Genomic DNA, 15,271 nt, shown 5'->3' with positions numbered 1-15,271 from the left:
GTGGTAAACGGACCGTCCTTCATCCATCCTCTCAAGGAGAAAGACACATGCGGTTCGCGCGCTCGCTCGCGCTGGTGGTGGTCGTCGCCGCCGCCGGCTGCACGAAGAAGCAGGAGGCGCCGCAGGGCGCTCCACCCCCCGCGGCCGGCGCGCCGACCGACACCCTGCGCATCGGCCACGTCACGAGCCTCGCCGGCGCCGAGGCGACCTTCGGGACCTCGGCCAACAACGGCGTGAAGATGGCCGTCGACGAGGTGAACGCGAAGGGCGGCGTGAACGGCAAGAAGGTCGAGCTCCTCGTCTACGACGACCAGGGCAAGCCCGAGGAGTCGGCCACCGCCGCCACCCGCCTCGAGACGCAGGACAAGGTGACGGTGCTCATCGGCGCCATCACCTCCAGCCGCGCGCTCGCCATCGCGCCCATCTCGGACACGAACCAGGTCCCCACGGTCAGCCCCTCCGCCACCAACGCCAAGGTGACGAAGGACGGCGACAAGACGCGGCCGTACATGTTCCGGGTCTGCTTCATCGACCCGTTCCAGGGCACGGTCATGGGCAAGTTCGCCCGCGAGAACCTGAAGCTGAGCAAGGCCGCCATCCTGCGCGACGTGTCGAGCGACTACTCGGTCGGGCTGGCCGACTCCTTCATCAAGGAGTTCACCCGCCTCGGCGGCCAGATCGTCGCCGACGTGACCTACAAGGCGGGCGACCAGGACTTCAAGGCGCAGCTCACCGCCGTGAAGGCGAAGAGCCCCGAGATCGTCTACCTCCCCGGCTACTACACCGACGTGGCGCTCATCGGCCGCCAGGCGCGCGAGCTCGGCCTCAAGGCCCCCATGGCCGGCGGCGACGGGTGGGACTCCGGCAAGCTGTACGAGATCGCGCAGGGCGCGCTCGACGGCTCGTTCTTCACGAACCACTACACGGACGAGAACCCCAGCCCGGTGGTGCAGGACTTCGTGAAGAAGCACCAGCAGGTCTACGGGAGCCGCCCCGACGCCTTCGCCGCGCTCGGCTACGACGCCGCGCGGGTGGCCCTCGACGCGCTCCAGCGCGCCGCGACGCCCACCCGCACCGCCGTCCGCGACGCGCTCGAGCAGACGAAGGGGTTCCAGGGCGTGACCGGGACCATCAGCTTCGACGCCGACCACAACCCGGTGAAGTCGGCGGTGGTCCTCGGGGTGGAGCACAACAAGCCGAAGTACGTGACGACCGTCGAGCCTTGACGAACACCGCCCCACGGGCGCCGCGGTCGAGCGCCCTCTTCGACGCCCTCGAGGCGCGCTGGGAGAGCGCGCTGGCCCGCCGCGTGGTCGCGGACGGGCTGGTGCTCGTCTTCCTGGCGAGCCTCGCCCACGTGGAGCTGGGGCGGCGCGGGCTCCTCCCGCCCGCGCTCGCCCCGGCGCACCCGCGGAACCACTTCCACGCCGTGCAGGTCGCCTTCTACCTGCTCCTCGGCTACGAGGTGGTCGGGCTGGTGTTCGGGCTCGCCCGCTCGGTGGCGAACGCGGCCGGCAAGCAGTTCGAGATCTTCTCGCTCATCCTGCTGCGGCAGTCGTTCGAGGCGTTCGGCGACCTGCACGAGCCCATCGTCTGGGGCGAGGTGCGGGGGACGGTCCTCGAGATGCTCTCGGACTGCGCCGGCGCGCTCGTCATCTTCGTCCTGCTCGGCCTCTACTACCGCCTGCAGCGCCACCAGCCGCTCTCGCCCGACGCGAAGGACCGGCAGAGCTTCATCCACGCCAAGAAGGCGGTGGCGCTGACGCTGCTGGCGCTCTTCCTCGGGGGCATGGGCTGGGCGGCGCTGAGCGCGGTGGTGCTGCGCCGGCCGCCGCCCGCGTTCTTCGAGTCGCTCTACACCCTGCTCATCTTCGCCGACATCCTGGTGGTGCTCATCTCCGCCCGCTACAGCTCCACCTACCGGGTCGTCTTCCGCAACTCGGGCGTGGCGGTGTCCACCGTCCTCCTGCGCCTGGCGCTCTCCGCGCCGGTCTTCCTCAACGCCCTCCTCGGCGCGGTCGCGGTCGCCTTCGCGCTGGCGCTCACGGTCGCCTACAACCTGTTCGCGGCGGGCGAGGTCGAGCGGCCCCCGGCCCCGGCCCTCGCCCCGGGATCGCTCGCCCCGTGACGCCGCCGAGGGCACCGGAGGTGCGCGCCCTGCACCTCCGCATGCTCCTCGACGCCCTGCCCGCGCTCGGGCCCGAGCCGGCACACGAGGTGATGGCCAGGATCCCGGCGCCGACGCTGGCCCGGATCCGCCGCGCCGGCAGGCTCGCCTGGCTGCCGGTGCGGCTGCTCGTCGAGACCTGCGAGGCGGCGGCGGCGGTGCTCGACGAGGAGGGGCTGCGGCGCTGGGGCGGCGTCGCCCTGCAAGCCGCCGCCGGCGCGCCGCTGACCCGCGCCTTCTTCCTGGCGGTCCTCGGCCGCGAGCGCCACGATCCCGCGGCGCTCCTGTCCTCCCTGGTCAAGGCCTGGCCGCTGCTCTACGCCGGCTGCGGGGACCTGCTGGTGATGGAGCGAGCGCCGGGCGCGCTGCGGCTGCTGCAGGGCCCCACCCCGCCGGCGCTGCGCCGCAGCGCGACCGTGCTCCCCCTCGTCGGCGCACTGGGCGCGGTCCCGGCCCACTGCGGGCTCGCCGGCCGGGCGGACGCCGCCTGGAGCCCGGACGTGGAGTGGTTCGAGTACCGGATCAGCTGGGCGCCGCCGCCCCGGACCTGAACGGCCTCACTGCGTCTCGCGGGGCCGCTCGGCGAGCTCTGCGAAGTGCCGGTCGGAGGCCGACATGTGCGACCCGAGCTCGGCGCGCAGGTCGAGCGCCATCACCACCGCCAGCGCGCGCTCGCCGGCCGCCACCAGCTCCCGGGTCTCGGCGATCTGCGCGAGCAGGTCCCGGTGCTCCTGCCGGTGCGAGTCGAGGTGGCCGTACGCCGCCGCCTCCATGAGCAGCTCCTCGCCGGCGAAGTGCGCCGCGCTGTACCCTGCGAGCTGCTCGGCGATCCGCCGCGCCACCCGCGGCCGGCCCGCCTCCAGCGCGTCGGCGAGCGCGCTCGCCAGCGCCAGCTGCAGATGGTGCTCGCGGTCGAGCGCCTCGTGGCCCAGGTTCAGCCTCTCGTTCCAGGCGTGCGTCTCTTCCATGCCGTCTCCGCACCGGTCGACCCGGCGAGTCGGCAGGTCTCTGACCGGCGGAGCGGAGGGAGGGCAACCCCTTTCTGGGCCGTAGACGGACGGACCGCCGAGCTCGCGCTACGCCTCGCCGGCGAGCTCGACGCAGCGCGCCACCGCCTGCCGCAGCGCCTCGGCGTCGAACGGCTTCTCGACGCGCAGGTTCGGGACGCGCTCGAGGAACTCGCGCGCCGCGGGGGTGAAGGCCCCTCCGGTGAGGAAGATCATCCGGCCCGCCAGCTCGGGGCGCCGGGCGCGCAGCGCCTCGTAGCACTCCATCCCCGAGAGCCCCGGCATCATGAGGTCGCACAGCACCACGTCGAACGGCTCGCCGCGCTCCAGCCGAGCCAGCGCCTCGGCCGGCTCGGTCAGGGCGACCACCTCGTGCGCGCCGCGCAGGGTCCGCGCCACCGCCCGGCACACCAGCGCCTCGTCGTCGAGGACCAGCACCCGCCCGCGCCGGCCGGCGGTGGGCCCGGCCGGCGCCGGGGCGGGCTCCGCCGGCCGCGCCGGCAGGAGGACGCGAAACCGGGTGCCCCGGCCGACCGTGCTCCGCACCTCGATCTCGCCCCCGAGCGTCTCGACGATGCCGTGGCAGATGGCGAGGCCCAGGCCGGAGCCCTCGCCCACCGGCTTGGTGGTGAAGAACGGGTCGAAGATGCGGGCGAGGTGCTCGGGGGCGATCCCCGCGCCGGTGTCGGACACCTCGAGCGCCGCCCGGCCGTCGGGAGCGCGGGAGGTGGCGACGCGGATGGTGTGCTCGGCCGGGCGCCCCTCGGGGATGGCGTGCGCGGCGTTGACGAGCAGGTTCAGGGCCACCTGCGCCAGCTCGTGCTCGCTGCCCGCGACCGGCGGCAGGTCGGCGAGCTCGACCACCAGGTTCGCCTTCGGCCGCAGCTGCCGCTCCGCGATGCGGACCGCGGCGCGCACCGCCTCGGTCAGGCTGGCCGGGCCGGCGGGGTGAGCGCCGGCGTCCGCGCGGGAGAACGTGCGGAGCCCGCGGACGATCTCGGAGATGCGGCGCGCGCCGTCGCGCGCCTCGCGCACGGCCGCCAGCGCCTCGCCGTCGGGGGCGCCGCCTCCGCCGGCCCCGCGCAGCCGCTCCTCCAGGAACTCGAAGTTGGCGAGCAGGTAGGAGAGCGGGTTGTTGATCTCGTGCGCCACCCCGGCGGCGAGCGTGCCGATCGAGGCCAGCCGGTCGGCGAAGACGAGCTGCGCCTGCAGCCGCCGCTGCTCGGTGACGTCGCGGCTGACGGCCAGGTAGCCCACCACCGCCCCGGCGTCGTCGCGCAGCGCGGCCCAGGTGACCTCGACGTCGATGGACGCGCCGTCCGCCCGGCGGTGCCGATCGTCGAAGCGCAGCTCCCCGCCGGCGTCCACCCGCGCCCTCCGCTCCGCCTCGACCGCCGGGTCCGCGGCGGAGCCGAGCGCCTCGCGGAGGGGGAGCCCCGCCGCCGCGCTCGCGGACCGGCCGTAGATGCGCTCGGCGGCGCCGGTCCAGGCGGTGACGCGCAGCTCGCGATCGGCGGCCACCACCGCGTCGCTGAGGTGCCGCAGGAGCGTGCCCTGCAGCCGCGCCAGCCGCTCCACCTGCTTGCGCTCGCTCACGTCGCGGGCGACCGCGACCAGCCGGCGCAGGTCTCCGACCTCGGCGACCCGCGCCACCAGCTCGACCGGGAAGGTCGAGCCGTCGGCCCTGCGGAAGAGGGTCTCGAAGCGCGCGGAGCCGCGCTCGACCGCTCCCGCCAGCTCGCGCTCGAGCTGGGCCCGCGCCTCCGGCGGCGCGAGCTCGCGGAGCGGCAGGCGCGCCAGCGCCTCGCGGCGCCCCGCCAGCGCGGCCACGGCCCGCTCGTTCGCGTCCACCAGCTCGCCGTCGAGGGCCGCGACGAACACCAGGTCGTTCGCGTTGCTCCACAGGTAGTCGAGCCGCTGGCGCACGCCGCGCGCCTCGAGCTCCAGCGCCCGGCGCTCCAGGGCCCGCTGCTCCGAGCGCCACCAGGCCGCGGCCGCCAGGGCGGCCGCGATCAGCGCCACCCCCACGCCGGCGGCGAGCGCGCGCCCGCGGCGGGCCGCCGGCTCCAGCAGCTCGGCCTCGTCCACCTTGACCGCCACCGCCCAGGGCGCGGCCGGCACCGGGCGCCAGGCCTCGATCACCGCGACGCCGCGGTAGTCGCGGACGACCCCGTCCCCCCGCTCGCCGCGCGCGGCCCGCGCCAGCGCCCAGCGCTCCGGGTCGGACCGGAGCCGGCGCGGTACGGCCTCGCGGAAGACGTGGCGCAGCGGCTCGAGGAAGAGCTCGTCCTCGCCGTCCAGCGCGCCGAAGAGGATCTCGCCGCTGCGGGTGGCGGTGGGCCAGGCGCGGACGGCGCTGGGCAGGGCGGTGGCGACGTCGCCCTCGAGGAGCACCGTGCCTGCCACCCGGCCCGCGCCGTCCGGGATGGGCAGCGCGACCACGAGCCGCCCCGCCTCCCCCGGCAGCGGGTCGAGGCGGGGCGCGCCCTCGCGCCGCGCGCGGCCGGCGGCCGCCAGCTCGACCTCGCTGGCGCGCGGCCAGGGCGAGGTGGCGGCGAGCACCCGCCCGTCGAGGGAGACCAGGCACGCGCGCGAGAGCCGCAGCCGCTTGAGCCGCGCGCGCAGGGACTCCGTCACCTGGGCCTCGTCCGTCCCCCCGATCTCCCCGCGGGCCACGCGCACCAGCGCGGCGTGGACGAACGGGTGCGTGAGGAGGCTGCCGGCGTCGTCGAGGAGCTGCTGCCGCCACTCGGCGATCTGCTCCACCTTGAGGTCCGCCACCGCGGCGAGCTCGCGCTGGAGCTGCCCGCGGAGCTCGCGCTCGAAGGCGACGAAGTGCGCGCGCGCCGCGCCGGCGAGCGCGCAGGCGAGCGCCGCGACGATCGCCGCCGGAACGATCCAGGTCCGGGTGGTCCCGCGCAGCATGCCGCCCCACGCCGGCTCGAGCCAGCCGGTCAGGCGAGCTTATCGCAACCGCACCCCGGAGGCGCCGCGGGCCGCGTGTGGGCGGGCTCCCCACCCGCAGCGCGCGCGCCCACCTCGGCCCCCAGCGACTCCGATGCGAGCCGCGCCGGCCGTGCGCTAGGCTGCTCGCCTCGACCTGGGAGGGTCCCCCGCTTGTGGTTCTTGTTCTTCGGGCTCGGCGCCGCGTCGATGCCGCTCTGGCACCTCCCTGCCCGGCTGGCGCGCCTGCCGTGTCCCCCGCCGCCGGAGGCGAGCTGCGCGCTCTTCTTCCTGTCCGCGGCGCTCCTGCGCCTCGTCATCCTGCGCGCCCGGGTGGGCGCGATCGAGGGGCGCGAGCGGCGCGCGCGCCGCGCCCCGAAGCGCGAGTCGCGCTTCGGGCTCCCGCCGCCCGGCCTGCTGGAGGTCGGCGCCGGCATCGGCAAGGGCGTCGCGGAGGCGGTGATGGGGAACGTGGTCGGCGCGGCCTGGGCCGGCGCGGCGCTCCTCCTGCGAGTGGCCGCGTCCCGCGCTCCCGAGGATCCGCTGGTGGCGGCCCGCCGGGCGGCGGAGCGACGCCGCGCGGTCGAGCGCGAGCGCCGGCGCGCGGCGTGGTGCGTGGCGGGGGTGGGGCTCGTCTGCGCCTGCGTGGCCTGGTGGCCGCTGCTGGCGCCTCGCGTTCCGGCCGCCTGGGCGGTCGCGATCGATCTGGCACACCGGAGGAGCTGGCGATGAACGGAACGTCCCGGAGTCCGGCCGGAGGGCGCGAGCGGCACGTCGATCGCGAGGCGCTCCCCGATCCTGCGCTCTTCACCCGGCGGAGCGCGCACCGCGCGGCCGTGCGGCGCATCGTCTTCGCCGCCGTGGCGCTGGTGGCGGTCGCGGCGCTGGGCGCGATCGGGCTGCGCGGCGCCTCGGCGCGCGCGGGCTCCGCCCGGCGCGCCGCGGCCGCGGCCACCGCGGCCCTCGAGCACGCCGCCTCCGGAGGCGCGGCGCTGACCGGCCGCGAGGAGGCGAGGCCCGCCTCCCCCGCGGAGCTGGCGGACCTGCAGAAGAGCTGGGTCGGCAGCGAGGCCATCGCGCCGCGCTCGGCGCGCGTCGACCCCGCCAGCGGCGAGGAGGTCCTGCCGTTCCAGGGCTTCGGCCTCCAGGTCGACACGGCGCCGTCCGGCGCGAGCGTGCTGGTGGACGGCGAGGACATGGGGACGACCCCGCTCCTCACCACCGTGCCCTGCCAGCCGGGGGAGCAGGTCCGCGTCCTGGCCAAGCTGGGCGAGCTGTCCGCCTCGGCGGTCACCCGGTGCCGGAAGGACGTGCTGGTGAAGCTGCCGCTCACGCTCCGGCGCGGGCGCTGAGCGGCTCACTTCCGCGTGGCCGTGCGTGGTCGAGAGGCCGCGCGCCCCTCCCGGCCCTCACGCCGCGCGCTCGGCCGCCGCGCCGACGCCCACCGCCCGCCACGCCTCCTTCACGATCTTCTCCGCCTCGGCGCCGAGCAGCGCCCGTGCGGAGAGCGCGGTGGCCTGCGCCGCGCCGGCGAAGTCGCTGGTGCGCCCGAGCGTGTGGCAGAGCGCGTGGTACCAGACGCGGCCCGCCTTCTCCCAGGCGTGGCCGCCGAACGCCTTCGCGCACAGGTAGAACGCGTGGTTCGGGATGCCCGAGTTCACGTGCACCCCGCCGTTGTCGTCCTCGGTCTCGACGTAGCCCTTCATCGTCGCCGGCTGCGGGTCCTTGCCGAGCCGGCGGTCGTCGTAGGCGGTGCCCGGCGCCTTCATCGAGCGCAGCGCGGCGCCGTGCACGCCCGGCGCGAGCAGCCCCTCCCCCACCAGCCAGCTCGCCTGCGCCACCGTCTGCCCGAGCTTCCACTGCTTGACGAGCACGCCCAGCACGTCGGCGAACGACTCGTTGAGCGCCCCCGGCTGTCCCTCGTATACCAGGGCCGCCTCGGCCTCGACCACGCCGTGCGTGAGCTCGTGGCCGATGACCTCCAGGCAGCGCGTGAAGCCCTGGAAGAGCTTCCCGTCGCCGTCGCCGAACACCATCTCGCGGCCGTTCCAGAAGGCGTTGTCGTAGGCGCGGCCGAAGTGGACCGAGGCGTCGAGCCGCTCGCCCCGGCCGTCGATGGAGCGCCGCCCCAGCACCTCGGCGTAGAAGTCGTAGGTCGCGCCCAGCCCGTCGAACGCCTCGTTCACCGCCGCGTCGCGCACCGGCGCGTCGCTCTCGCCCCGCACGAGCCTCCCCGGGAGCCGCTGCAGGTGCAGCGCGTCGTACAGGGTCCGCCGCTTCTGCCCCGCCGGGACGCCGCCGCGCTGGTCGGCGACCGCGTGCCGCTCGCCGCGCAGCCGCTCGGTGGCCATGAGGGTGTCGACGGCGCGCCCCCGCTCCTCGTCGGCTCCGTGCTGGGCCAGGTGGCGGAGGATGTGGGGCGGCACGATGCCTTGCGGGGCGTGGCGAGGGCGGGGTGGACTCATGGTGACGAACAATGACTCGAAGTGACGTCCCCCTCAAGCGCGATCGCCCGCCGAACGCCCCGCCAGGGGCGGCCGAGGGAGCGGGCGCCACTCCCTTCATGAGGGTCCCCGCTTCCCGGCGAGGCCCCCGCGCGTCCACACTCCGCTGCGCGCACCCCACGAGCCTGGAGAGAGCCATGGTACGGCCCGCCGTCGCGCCCGACCTCGTCCACCGGATGGCGGCCGTGGTGGGCGCGGAGCACTGCATCTCCGATCCCGCCGACCTCCTCGTGTACGAGTGCGACGGCCTCACCCACGGCCGCACCACCCCGGCGCTGGTCGTCCTGCCCGCCACCACCGACGAGGTGGCGCGCGTGGTGAAGCTCGCCTCGGAGGCGGGTCTGCCCATCGTCCCGCGCGGCGCCGGCACCGGCCTGTCCGGCGGCGCGCGCCCGGTGCCCGGGTGCGTGGTGGTCGGCCTCTCGCGCATGACGCGGGTCCTCGGGGTCGACCTCGAGAACGGCACCATCCGCGTCGAGCCCGGCGTCATCAACCTCGACGTGTCGCGCACGGTCCAGGCGGGCGGCTACTACTACGCGCCCGACCCGTCCTCGCAGGGCGTGTGCACGGTCGGCGGCAACGTGGCCGAGAACTCCGGCGGCGCGCACTGCCTCAAGTACGGCTTCACGGTGAACCACGTCCTCGCCGCGCGGGTGGTCCTCGACGGCGGCGAGGTGGTCGACCTCGGCGGCCCGGCGCTCGACCCGCCCGGCTACGACCTGCTGGCGGTGCTGGTGGGGAGCGAGGGGATGCTCGGCATCGCCACCGAGGTGACGCTGCGGCTCCTGCGCAAGCCCGAGGCGACCCGCACCTTCTTCGCCACCTTCCCCTCCACCGACGAGGCGGGCGCGGCCGTCTCCGGCATCATCGCGGCCGGCATCCTCCCCGCCGCCATCGAGATGATGGATCGGCTCGCCATCGCGGCCGCGCGCGCCGCGACCGGCCTCGACTGGCCCGACGTGGGCGCCGCGCTGCTCATGGACGCCGACGGCGCCACGGCGGAGGTGGAGCACGTCTCGCGGCGCGCGGTGGAGATCGCCCGCGCCGCCGGCGCGCTCGAGATCCGGATCCCCCGCGACGAGGCGGAGCGGCAGCTCATGTGGAAGGGGCGCAAGTGCGCCTTCGCGGCCATGGGCCGCATCAGCCCCAACTACCTGGTGGAGGACGGGGTGATCCCGCGCTCCGAGATCGCGCGGGTGCTGCGGGACATCGGGCGCCTGGCCGAGGAGGCCGGGCTGCGGGTGGCGAACGTCTTCCACGCGGGGGACGGCAACCTGCACCCCCTCGTGCTCTACGACGCCCGCGCCCCGGGCGAGGAGGAGCGGGCGGCGGCGCTCGGCCGCGAGATCCTGCGGCTGTGCGTCCGGTACGGCGGCTCGATCACCGGCGAGCACGGCGTGGGCGCCGAGAAGGCGGCGGCGATGGCCGACATGTTCGGGCCGGACGACCTCGAGACCATGGCGCGGGTCCGCTGGGGCTTCGATCCTCGCGGGCGCTTCAACCCGGGGAAGGTGTTCCCCACCCCGCGGCTCTGCGGCGAGCGGCCCGGGCCCTACCAGCCGCACCCGCTCGAGCTGGCCGGACAGGCGGAGCGATGGTAGCGCTCGGGCGAGAGGGCACCCCCGCCGACGCCATCCTGGGCGTCGTCCCGCGCGAGGTGGTCGAGCCCGCCACCCTCGACGAGGCGGCGGAGGTGCTCGCGGCGTGCGCCCGCGACGGCCGCGCGGTCGCGTTCGTGGGAGGCGGGACCGAGCTCGAGCTCGGCGCGCCGCCGCGCCGCCTCGACGTCCTCCTCCGCACGGCGCGCCTCGCGCGCGTGGTGGAGCACGCCCCCGCCGACCAGATCGCGGTGGTCGAGGCGGGCCTGCCCCTCGGCGAGCTGCAGCGGCGGCTCCGGCCGCACCGCCAACGGCTGGCGCTCGACCCCCCGCTCGCGGAGCGCGCCACCGTGGGCGGCGTCGTCGCGGCGAACGCGTACGGCCCGCGCCGGCACCGCTTCGGCGCCGCGCGCGACCTCGTGGTCGGCATGAGCTTCGTGCGCGCGGACGGGGTGCTGGCGAAGGGCGGGGGCAAGGTGGTGAAGAACGTGGCGGGCTTCGACGTGCCGCGGCTGCTGGTGGGCTCGCTCGGCACGCTCGCGCTCATCGGGACGGTCACCTTCCGCCTGCACCCGCTGCCCGAGGCGGACCGGACCGTGCTCGTGCCCATGCTCGACGCCGGCGGGCTGCGCGCGCTGGCGGCGGCGCTCGGCCAGGCGCAGCTCGAGCCCTCGGCGGCGGCGGCGCTCCTCACCGGCGACGGCTTCCAGCTCGCGCTCCGCTTCGAGGGCTTCCCGCCGGGCGTGGCGGAGCAGGCGCAGCGGCTGTTCGCGCTGTGCGAGCGGCTGGGCCACGGCGTCGAGCCGCTGGAGGAGGAGGGCGCCCGGGCCTTCTGGGCGCGGCACAACGCGGCGCGGTCGGGAGGCGCGCTCCGGGCCCGGCTCACCTTCCCGCGCACCGGCCTCGAGCCCGCGGAGCGCCTGGCGCTCCGGCCGCTGCTCGCATCGCTGGGCGGCGCGGCGGCGGCGATCTACCCCACCCTCGGCGTCGCCTTCGCCTCCGGCGAGCCCGCCGATCCCGGCGCGGCCGCCCGGGCGGTGACGGAGGCGCGCGCGGCGCTCGCCGCGGCCGGCGGCTCGCTCGTCGTGGGCGCGGCGCCCGCGGAGGTGCGGGCGCGGGTCGACCCGTGGGGCCCGCCGCCGCCCGGCCTGTCGCTCATGCGGCGCGTGAAGGCGCAGCTCGACCCCGAGGAGCGCCTCGCCCCCGGCCGCTTCGTGGGAGGGATCTGAGATGACCGAGCCGGCAGCCGCCCGCGCGATGCCCGCCGCCCCCGCCGCGCGCCGCCCGGAGGACGACTGCGTGCACTGCGGCTTCTGCCTGCCGCACTGCCCCACCTACCGCTCCTGGGGCGAGGAGATGGACTCGCCGCGCGGCCGGATCGACCTGTACCGCGCGCTGGGGGACGGCCGGGTCCGCCTCGACGACGCGGTCGCGGAGCACTTCGACCGCTGCCTGGGCTGCCTGGCCTGCGTGACGGCGTGCCCGTCGGGCGTGCGCTACGGGGAGATCCTCGAGTCCGCGCGCGCCCGCGTCGAGCGCGAGCGCCGGCGCCCGCTCGTCGAGCGGCTCCACCGGGGCCTCCTCTTCGCGCTCTTCCCCTACCCGCTGCGGCTGCGCGTGGCCGCGCTCCTCATCTTCCTCTTCCGCGTGACCGGGCTGCAGTGGCTCGTGCGCCGGAGCGGCCTGCTCCGGCGGCTCTCCCCGCGCCTCGCCGCGCTGGAGGCGCTCGCGCCCCCGCTCGGCCCGGCCGGGCTCGCGGCGCGCCTGGCAGAGCGCACGGGACCCGCCGGGGCGCGCCGCCTGCGGGTCGGGCTCGTCGCCGGCTGCGTGCAGCGCGTCTTCTTCCCCGGCGTGAACGCCGCCACGGTCCGCGTGCTCGCCGCCGAGGGCTGCGAGGTGATCGTGCCCTCCGGGCAAGGCTGCTGCGGCGCCCTGTCCCTGCACGCCGGCCGCGACGAGGAGGCGCGGCGCATGGCGCGCGAGCTCATCGCGCGCTTCGAGCCGTACGCGCTCGACGCGGTGGTGGTGAACGCGGCGGGCTGTGGCTCGTCGCTGAAGGAGTACGGCCGGCTCCTGGCGGGCGATCCCGCCTGGGCGGCGCGGGCGGCCGCCTTCGCCGCCCGGGTGAAGGACGTGAGCGAGCTCCTGGCGAGCCTCGCCCCGCGCGCGCCGCGGCACCCCTTCCCCGTCCGCGTCGCCTACCACTCCTCCTGCCACCTCGGTCACGCGCAGCGCCTGCAAGAGCCGCCGCGCGCGATGCTCCGCTCCATCCCCGGGCTCGAGCTGGTCGAGGTCCCCGAGCCCGATCAGTGCTGCGGGAGCGCCGGTGTGTACAACCTGCTGCAGCCCGCCAGCGCCGCCGAGATCGGCGCGCGGAAGGCGGAGCACGTGCTCACCACCGGCGCCGCCCTGCTCGCGAGCGCCAACCCCGGGTGCACCCTCCACATCCAGCGGATGCTGCGAGAGCGCGGCACCGAGCTCCCGGCCGCGCATCCGATCGAGATCCTCGACTGGTCGCTCCGCGGGGTGCCGCCGCCCTGAGGTCGGCGCGCGAAGCGCGGTGGGGCGGGGCGGGGCCCGTCTCTACGACGCCCTCTCTACGACGCCGTCCGCATGATGCGGAGCCGCGCGCCGACGCCGCTCACGGCGCGGCGGACGCTCGACCAGGCGGTGGCGAGCGCCTCCGCCGGCTCCGGGCGGACCTCGGGCGCTGGCAGCGGGCGCGCGGGGACGGCCGCGGGTGGCGCGAGCCGCTTCAGCTCGGCGCTCGCGCGCTGGAAGTCCCGGATCGACTGGCGAATGACGTCTCCGTTCGAGGCGCCGTCCAGCGAGGCGAGCACCGCCTTCCGGTAGCGGACCCGCGCCTCCTCGTACCTCGCCATGGCTCGCTTCAGTTCGCTGGTCATGAGCTCGACCTCTCCCGACCCTTCGAAAGGGGTCTCTCCGGCTCGCCTCCCCAACGGGCGACCAGGAGGGGATATGCCTGCCCCGGCGGTCCAGGGAGCCCCCCACCGGGACCGCGACCGGCGAGCGCAGGCGTGCCTGCCGGATACCCAAGCGCTTTTCCGGTTCGATCCCAGATGGAGTTCCCGTGCTCACGCTACGGCTCGAGACGCCCCGGAGGGGCTCGGAGTCCTTGCGACCGCGCCGCGCTTCTGCTCTCCTGCGCCCCAGGAGAGACACGTGCGACTTACTTCCGAGCTGGCGAGCGGTTACGAGGAGATCGACGGCCAGCACCGCGTGATGCTCGACCGGATGGAGGCCCTGGCGCGGGCCGCCCAGGCGGACGATCTCGCGCAGGCCAAGGAGATGCTCTCCGCGCTGGGCGACTACCTCGTCTCCCACTTCCAGGCCGAGGAGTCGATGATGGCGGAGACCGCGTATCCCGAACGCGGCCGCCACAAGAGCGCGCACGACCTCTTCATGCAGGACTTCGCGCAGCTCGGTCAGGAGCTGAGCGGGCAGGGGCTCTCACCCCCGATCCTCGCCTGGATCGGGACGCGGCTGCCGGAGTGGCTCAAGTTCCACATCCAGGTGAACGACCTCCCGCTCGGGCGCTACCTCGCGAGCCGCCACTTCCGGCCCGCGGCCGCGCCGCGCGTCGACAAGCCGCGCGCCTCCTGAGCTGGGGACCCCGGCCGACCTCCCGGCAAGGGGCTGCGTCAGCCGAGCAGCGCCTGCAGCGCGGGCGCGATGGCGAGCGCGGGGAGCATGGCCCCCACCCGCACCCGTCGGTCCTCGACGGAGAGGCCGCCGAGCAGCAGGTTCACGCCGATCCCCACGATGAGCAACCCGCCCGCCCCACTCACGAGCAGCACGCGAGGGTCGACGGCGGGGTCCGGCAGGCTGCGCGCCAGCCCCGCGGCCCCGAGGCTCATCCCGCCCTGCAGCGCGCCGAGCACGAGCGCCGAGAAGCCGACGCCCACCCCGTAGACGCCGGCGAGCGCGATCGAGGCGATGCCGTCGAGCGCCGACTTGAGCACGAGCGTGCGGGAGTCGTGGGAGAGCCCGTTCTGGATCGAGCCCACGATCGCCATGGGGCCGATGCAGAAGAGGAGGCTCGCGGTGACGAACCCCTCGGTGAACCGCCCGCTGCCGCGGAACCGCCGGCGCAGGAAGTCCCCCAGCGTCTGCAGCCGCTCCTCGAGCCCGAGCGCCTCCCCGGCGATGGCGCCGAGCGCGAGGCTGACGAGCGCCACGATGACGCCCGGCACCCGGCCGGCGTGCAGGCCGTCGAGCTCCCAGGCCATGCGGAGGCCCACGAGCAGCGTGACGAGCCCGAGCACCTGCATGAGCGTGCGGCCCATGCGCTCGGGCAGCCGCCCGCCGGCGGCGAGGCCGACCGCGGTGCCCAGCACCACCGTGCCCATGTTGAACCACGTCCCCGAGGTCCTGGCGAAGAGCTCCATCGCGCTGCAGCCGCTCCTTCTGCCGCCGGAGGCGGAGGCCGCGGCGGGGCGCGCATTGTAGAGCAGCGGCGGGCGGGGCGCGACCGGCGTCTCGCCGGCCCCGCAGGAGCCGCGCTCAGTGCGCGCAGAGGCGCGCCACGGCGCGGTCGAGCTGCGTCGCGTCGAACGGCTTCGGCAGGCACGCGTCCGCGCCGGGGGGAGGCTCGCCGGGCGCCGCGCTCGTCACCAGCACCGGCAGGTCGTGCAGCGTCGGGTGGCACCGCAGGTGCTCCAGGAACGTCCAGCCGTCCATGCGCGGCATCATGAGGTCGAGCACGATCGCCTGCGGCGAGACCACGGCGAGCAGCTCCGCGCCCTCCTGCCCGTCCGCGGCCACCACCACCTCGTAGCCGGACAGCTCCAGGATCTCGGCCAGCGCCGTCCGGATGTCGGCGTCGTCGTCGATGACGAGGAGCCTCCCCTTGGGCGCGTCGCGCAGGCGGTGGTCGTCGCGCGCCGGGCGCTCCGGGTCGCGGGCGCCGCGCGAGCCGCGCTCCAGTTCCTGAGGGTGCGGGTGACTCTGCATGGGCATCCGACCCCAAACCTGCTTACGCCCGGCTGGGGGGCAAGGGGTGAGGTCGCGCGCGCCGGCGGCCAGGCGAGC

15 protein-coding genes are annotated in these 15,271 nt (G+C 76.1%); 9 read left to right on the top strand and 6 right to left on the bottom strand.

Annotation, left to right across the window (positions count from 1 at the left end):
• Positions 1-47 precede the first annotated feature (47 nt).
• The 3 genes from HWY08_RS04470 to HWY08_RS04460 are packed head-to-tail and all read left to right on the top strand — an operon-like array spanning position 48 to position 2,718.
• Positions 48-1,226 carry an ABC transporter substrate-binding protein gene (locus tag HWY08_RS04470; RefSeq protein ID WP_176063356.1) on the top strand — a complete coding sequence of 393 codons (1,179 nt, stop codon included), beginning with the start codon at positions 48-50 and terminating at the stop codon, positions 1,224-1,226.
• Positions 1,223-2,128 (top strand): hypothetical protein, encoded by a 906-nt coding sequence (locus HWY08_RS04465; protein ID WP_176063355.1) that lies wholly within the window; start codon positions 1,223-1,225, stop codon positions 2,126-2,128. The genes HWY08_RS04470 and HWY08_RS04465 overlap by 4 nt, the downstream gene beginning before the upstream one ends.
• On the top strand, positions 2,125-2,718 hold the full coding sequence (locus tag HWY08_RS04460) for a hypothetical protein (RefSeq protein ID WP_176063353.1): 594 nt from the start codon (positions 2,125-2,127) through the stop codon (positions 2,716-2,718). Before HWY08_RS04465 ends, HWY08_RS04460 begins: the two co-directional genes overlap by 4 nt.
• A 6-nt stretch (positions 2,719-2,724) precedes the next feature.
• Here the strand turns inward: HWY08_RS04460 and HWY08_RS04455 are convergent, their stop codons facing one another.
• Positions 2,725-3,135 carry a bacteriohemerythrin gene (locus HWY08_RS04455; RefSeq protein WP_176063351.1) on the bottom strand — a complete coding sequence of 137 codons (411 nt, stop codon included), beginning with the start codon at positions 3,133-3,135 and terminating at the stop codon, positions 2,725-2,727.
• Positions 3,136-3,243: 108 nt separating this feature from the next.
• Positions 3,244-6,099 carry an ATP-binding response regulator gene (locus HWY08_RS04450; RefSeq protein WP_176063349.1) on the bottom strand — a complete coding sequence of 952 codons (2,856 nt, stop codon included), beginning with the start codon at positions 6,097-6,099 and terminating at the stop codon, positions 3,244-3,246.
• A 192-nt stretch (positions 6,100-6,291) separates the two neighbouring features.
• Here HWY08_RS04450 and HWY08_RS04445 point away from each other — a divergent pair, with 192 nt between their 5' ends.
• Both HWY08_RS04445 and HWY08_RS04440 read left to right on the top strand, forming a co-directional pair.
• The gene (locus tag HWY08_RS04445) at positions 6,292-6,849 is read left to right on the top strand and encodes a hypothetical protein (protein WP_176063346.1); all 558 of its coding nucleotides are present in this window, start codon (positions 6,292-6,294) and stop codon (positions 6,847-6,849) included.
• Positions 6,846-7,469: a PEGA domain-containing protein gene (locus HWY08_RS04440; RefSeq protein ID WP_176063344.1), complete on the top strand. Its 624-nt coding sequence runs from the start codon at positions 6,846-6,848 to the stop codon at positions 7,467-7,469. The genes HWY08_RS04445 and HWY08_RS04440 overlap by 4 nt, the downstream gene beginning before the upstream one ends.
• A 57-nt stretch (positions 7,470-7,526) precedes the next feature.
• On the opposite strand, the gene HWY08_RS04435 is transcribed toward HWY08_RS04440, so the two are convergent.
• Entirely contained in the window at positions 7,527-8,543 is a 1,017-nt protein-coding gene (locus tag HWY08_RS04435) for a M4 family metallopeptidase (RefSeq protein ID WP_235969453.1), read from the bottom strand.
• Positions 8,544-8,758: 215 nt separating this feature from the next.
• On the opposite strand from HWY08_RS04435, the gene HWY08_RS04430 reads away from it, so the two are divergent.
• From HWY08_RS04430 to HWY08_RS04420, 3 genes are read left to right on the top strand one after another with little or no spacing between them, the layout of a single operon-like run.
• Complete coding sequence (locus HWY08_RS04430) at positions 8,759-10,222, top strand: FAD-linked oxidase C-terminal domain-containing protein (RefSeq protein WP_176063339.1); 1,464 nt, start codon at positions 8,759-8,761, stop codon at positions 10,220-10,222.
• Positions 10,216-11,448, top strand: coding sequence for an FAD-binding oxidoreductase (locus HWY08_RS04425; RefSeq protein ID WP_176063337.1), 1,233 nt, complete (start codon positions 10,216-10,218; stop codon positions 11,446-11,448). Before HWY08_RS04430 ends, HWY08_RS04425 begins: the two co-directional genes overlap by 7 nt.
• A gap of 1 nt (position 11,449) precedes the next feature.
• On the top strand, positions 11,450-12,760 hold the full coding sequence (locus HWY08_RS04420; protein WP_209005115.1) for a (Fe-S)-binding protein: 1,311 nt from the start codon (positions 11,450-11,452) through the stop codon (positions 12,758-12,760).
• Positions 12,761-12,816: 56 nt separating this feature from the next.
• Here HWY08_RS04420 and HWY08_RS04415 read toward each other — a convergent pair whose 3' ends face one another.
• A complete protein-coding gene (locus HWY08_RS04415) occupies positions 12,817-13,125 on the bottom strand; it encodes a hypothetical protein (protein ID WP_176063335.1) in 309 nt (102 codons plus the stop codon).
• Between the two features lie 277 nt (positions 13,126-13,402).
• Here HWY08_RS04415 and HWY08_RS04410 point away from each other — a divergent pair, with 277 nt between their 5' ends.
• Positions 13,403-13,843: a bacteriohemerythrin gene (locus HWY08_RS04410; RefSeq protein WP_176063333.1), complete on the top strand. Its 441-nt coding sequence runs from the start codon at positions 13,403-13,405 to the stop codon at positions 13,841-13,843.
• 38 nt (positions 13,844-13,881) lie between these two features.
• On the opposite strand, the gene HWY08_RS04405 is transcribed toward HWY08_RS04410, so the two are convergent.
• Positions 13,882-14,628 (bottom strand): DUF554 domain-containing protein, encoded by a 747-nt coding sequence (locus HWY08_RS04405; protein ID WP_176063331.1) that lies wholly within the window; start codon positions 14,626-14,628, stop codon positions 13,882-13,884.
• A gap of 115 nt (positions 14,629-14,743) precedes the next feature.
• Positions 14,744-15,199, bottom strand: a complete 456-nt coding sequence (locus tag HWY08_RS04400) for a response regulator (protein WP_176063329.1) — start codon at positions 15,197-15,199, stop codon at positions 14,744-14,746.
• Positions 15,200-15,271: the final 72 nt, after the last annotated feature.

Origin of the sequence: Anaeromyxobacter diazotrophicus (genome assembly GCF_013340205.1) — a bacterium.
Taxonomy (GTDB): domain Bacteria; phylum Myxococcota; class Myxococcia; order Myxococcales; family Anaeromyxobacteraceae; genus Anaeromyxobacter_A; species Anaeromyxobacter_A diazotrophicus.
The sequence above is the reverse complement of the archived record's forward strand: the minus strand, read 5'-3'. Positions and strand labels throughout refer to the sequence as shown.

Coding starts and splice junctions, on each gene's coding strand:
- HWY08_RS04440 (WP_176063344.1), top strand. CDS start 6,846: ATGAACGGAACGTCCCGGAGTCCGGCCGGAGGGCGCGAGCGGCACGTC.
- HWY08_RS04420 (WP_209005115.1), top strand. CDS start 11,450: ATGACCGAGCCGGCAGCCGCCCGCGCGATGCCCGCCGCCCCCGCCGCG.
- HWY08_RS04400 (WP_176063329.1), bottom strand. CDS start 15,199: ATGCCCATGCAGAGTCACCCGCACCCTCAGGAACTGGAGCGCGGCTCG.
- HWY08_RS04430 (WP_176063339.1), top strand. CDS start 8,759: ATGGTACGGCCCGCCGTCGCGCCCGACCTCGTCCACCGGATGGCGGCC.
- HWY08_RS04425 (WP_176063337.1), top strand. CDS start 10,216: ATGGTAGCGCTCGGGCGAGAGGGCACCCCCGCCGACGCCATCCTGGGC.
- HWY08_RS04455 (WP_176063351.1), bottom strand. CDS start 3,135: ATGGAAGAGACGCACGCCTGGAACGAGAGGCTGAACCTGGGCCACGAG.
- HWY08_RS04450 (WP_176063349.1), bottom strand. CDS start 6,099: ATGCTGCGCGGGACCACCCGGACCTGGATCGTTCCGGCGGCGATCGTC.
- HWY08_RS04405 (WP_176063331.1), bottom strand. CDS start 14,628: ATGGAGCTCTTCGCCAGGACCTCGGGGACGTGGTTCAACATGGGCACG.
- HWY08_RS04415 (WP_176063335.1), bottom strand. CDS start 13,125: ATGACCAGCGAACTGAAGCGAGCCATGGCGAGGTACGAGGAGGCGCGG.
- HWY08_RS04470 (WP_176063356.1), top strand. CDS start 48: ATGCGGTTCGCGCGCTCGCTCGCGCTGGTGGTGGTCGTCGCCGCCGCC.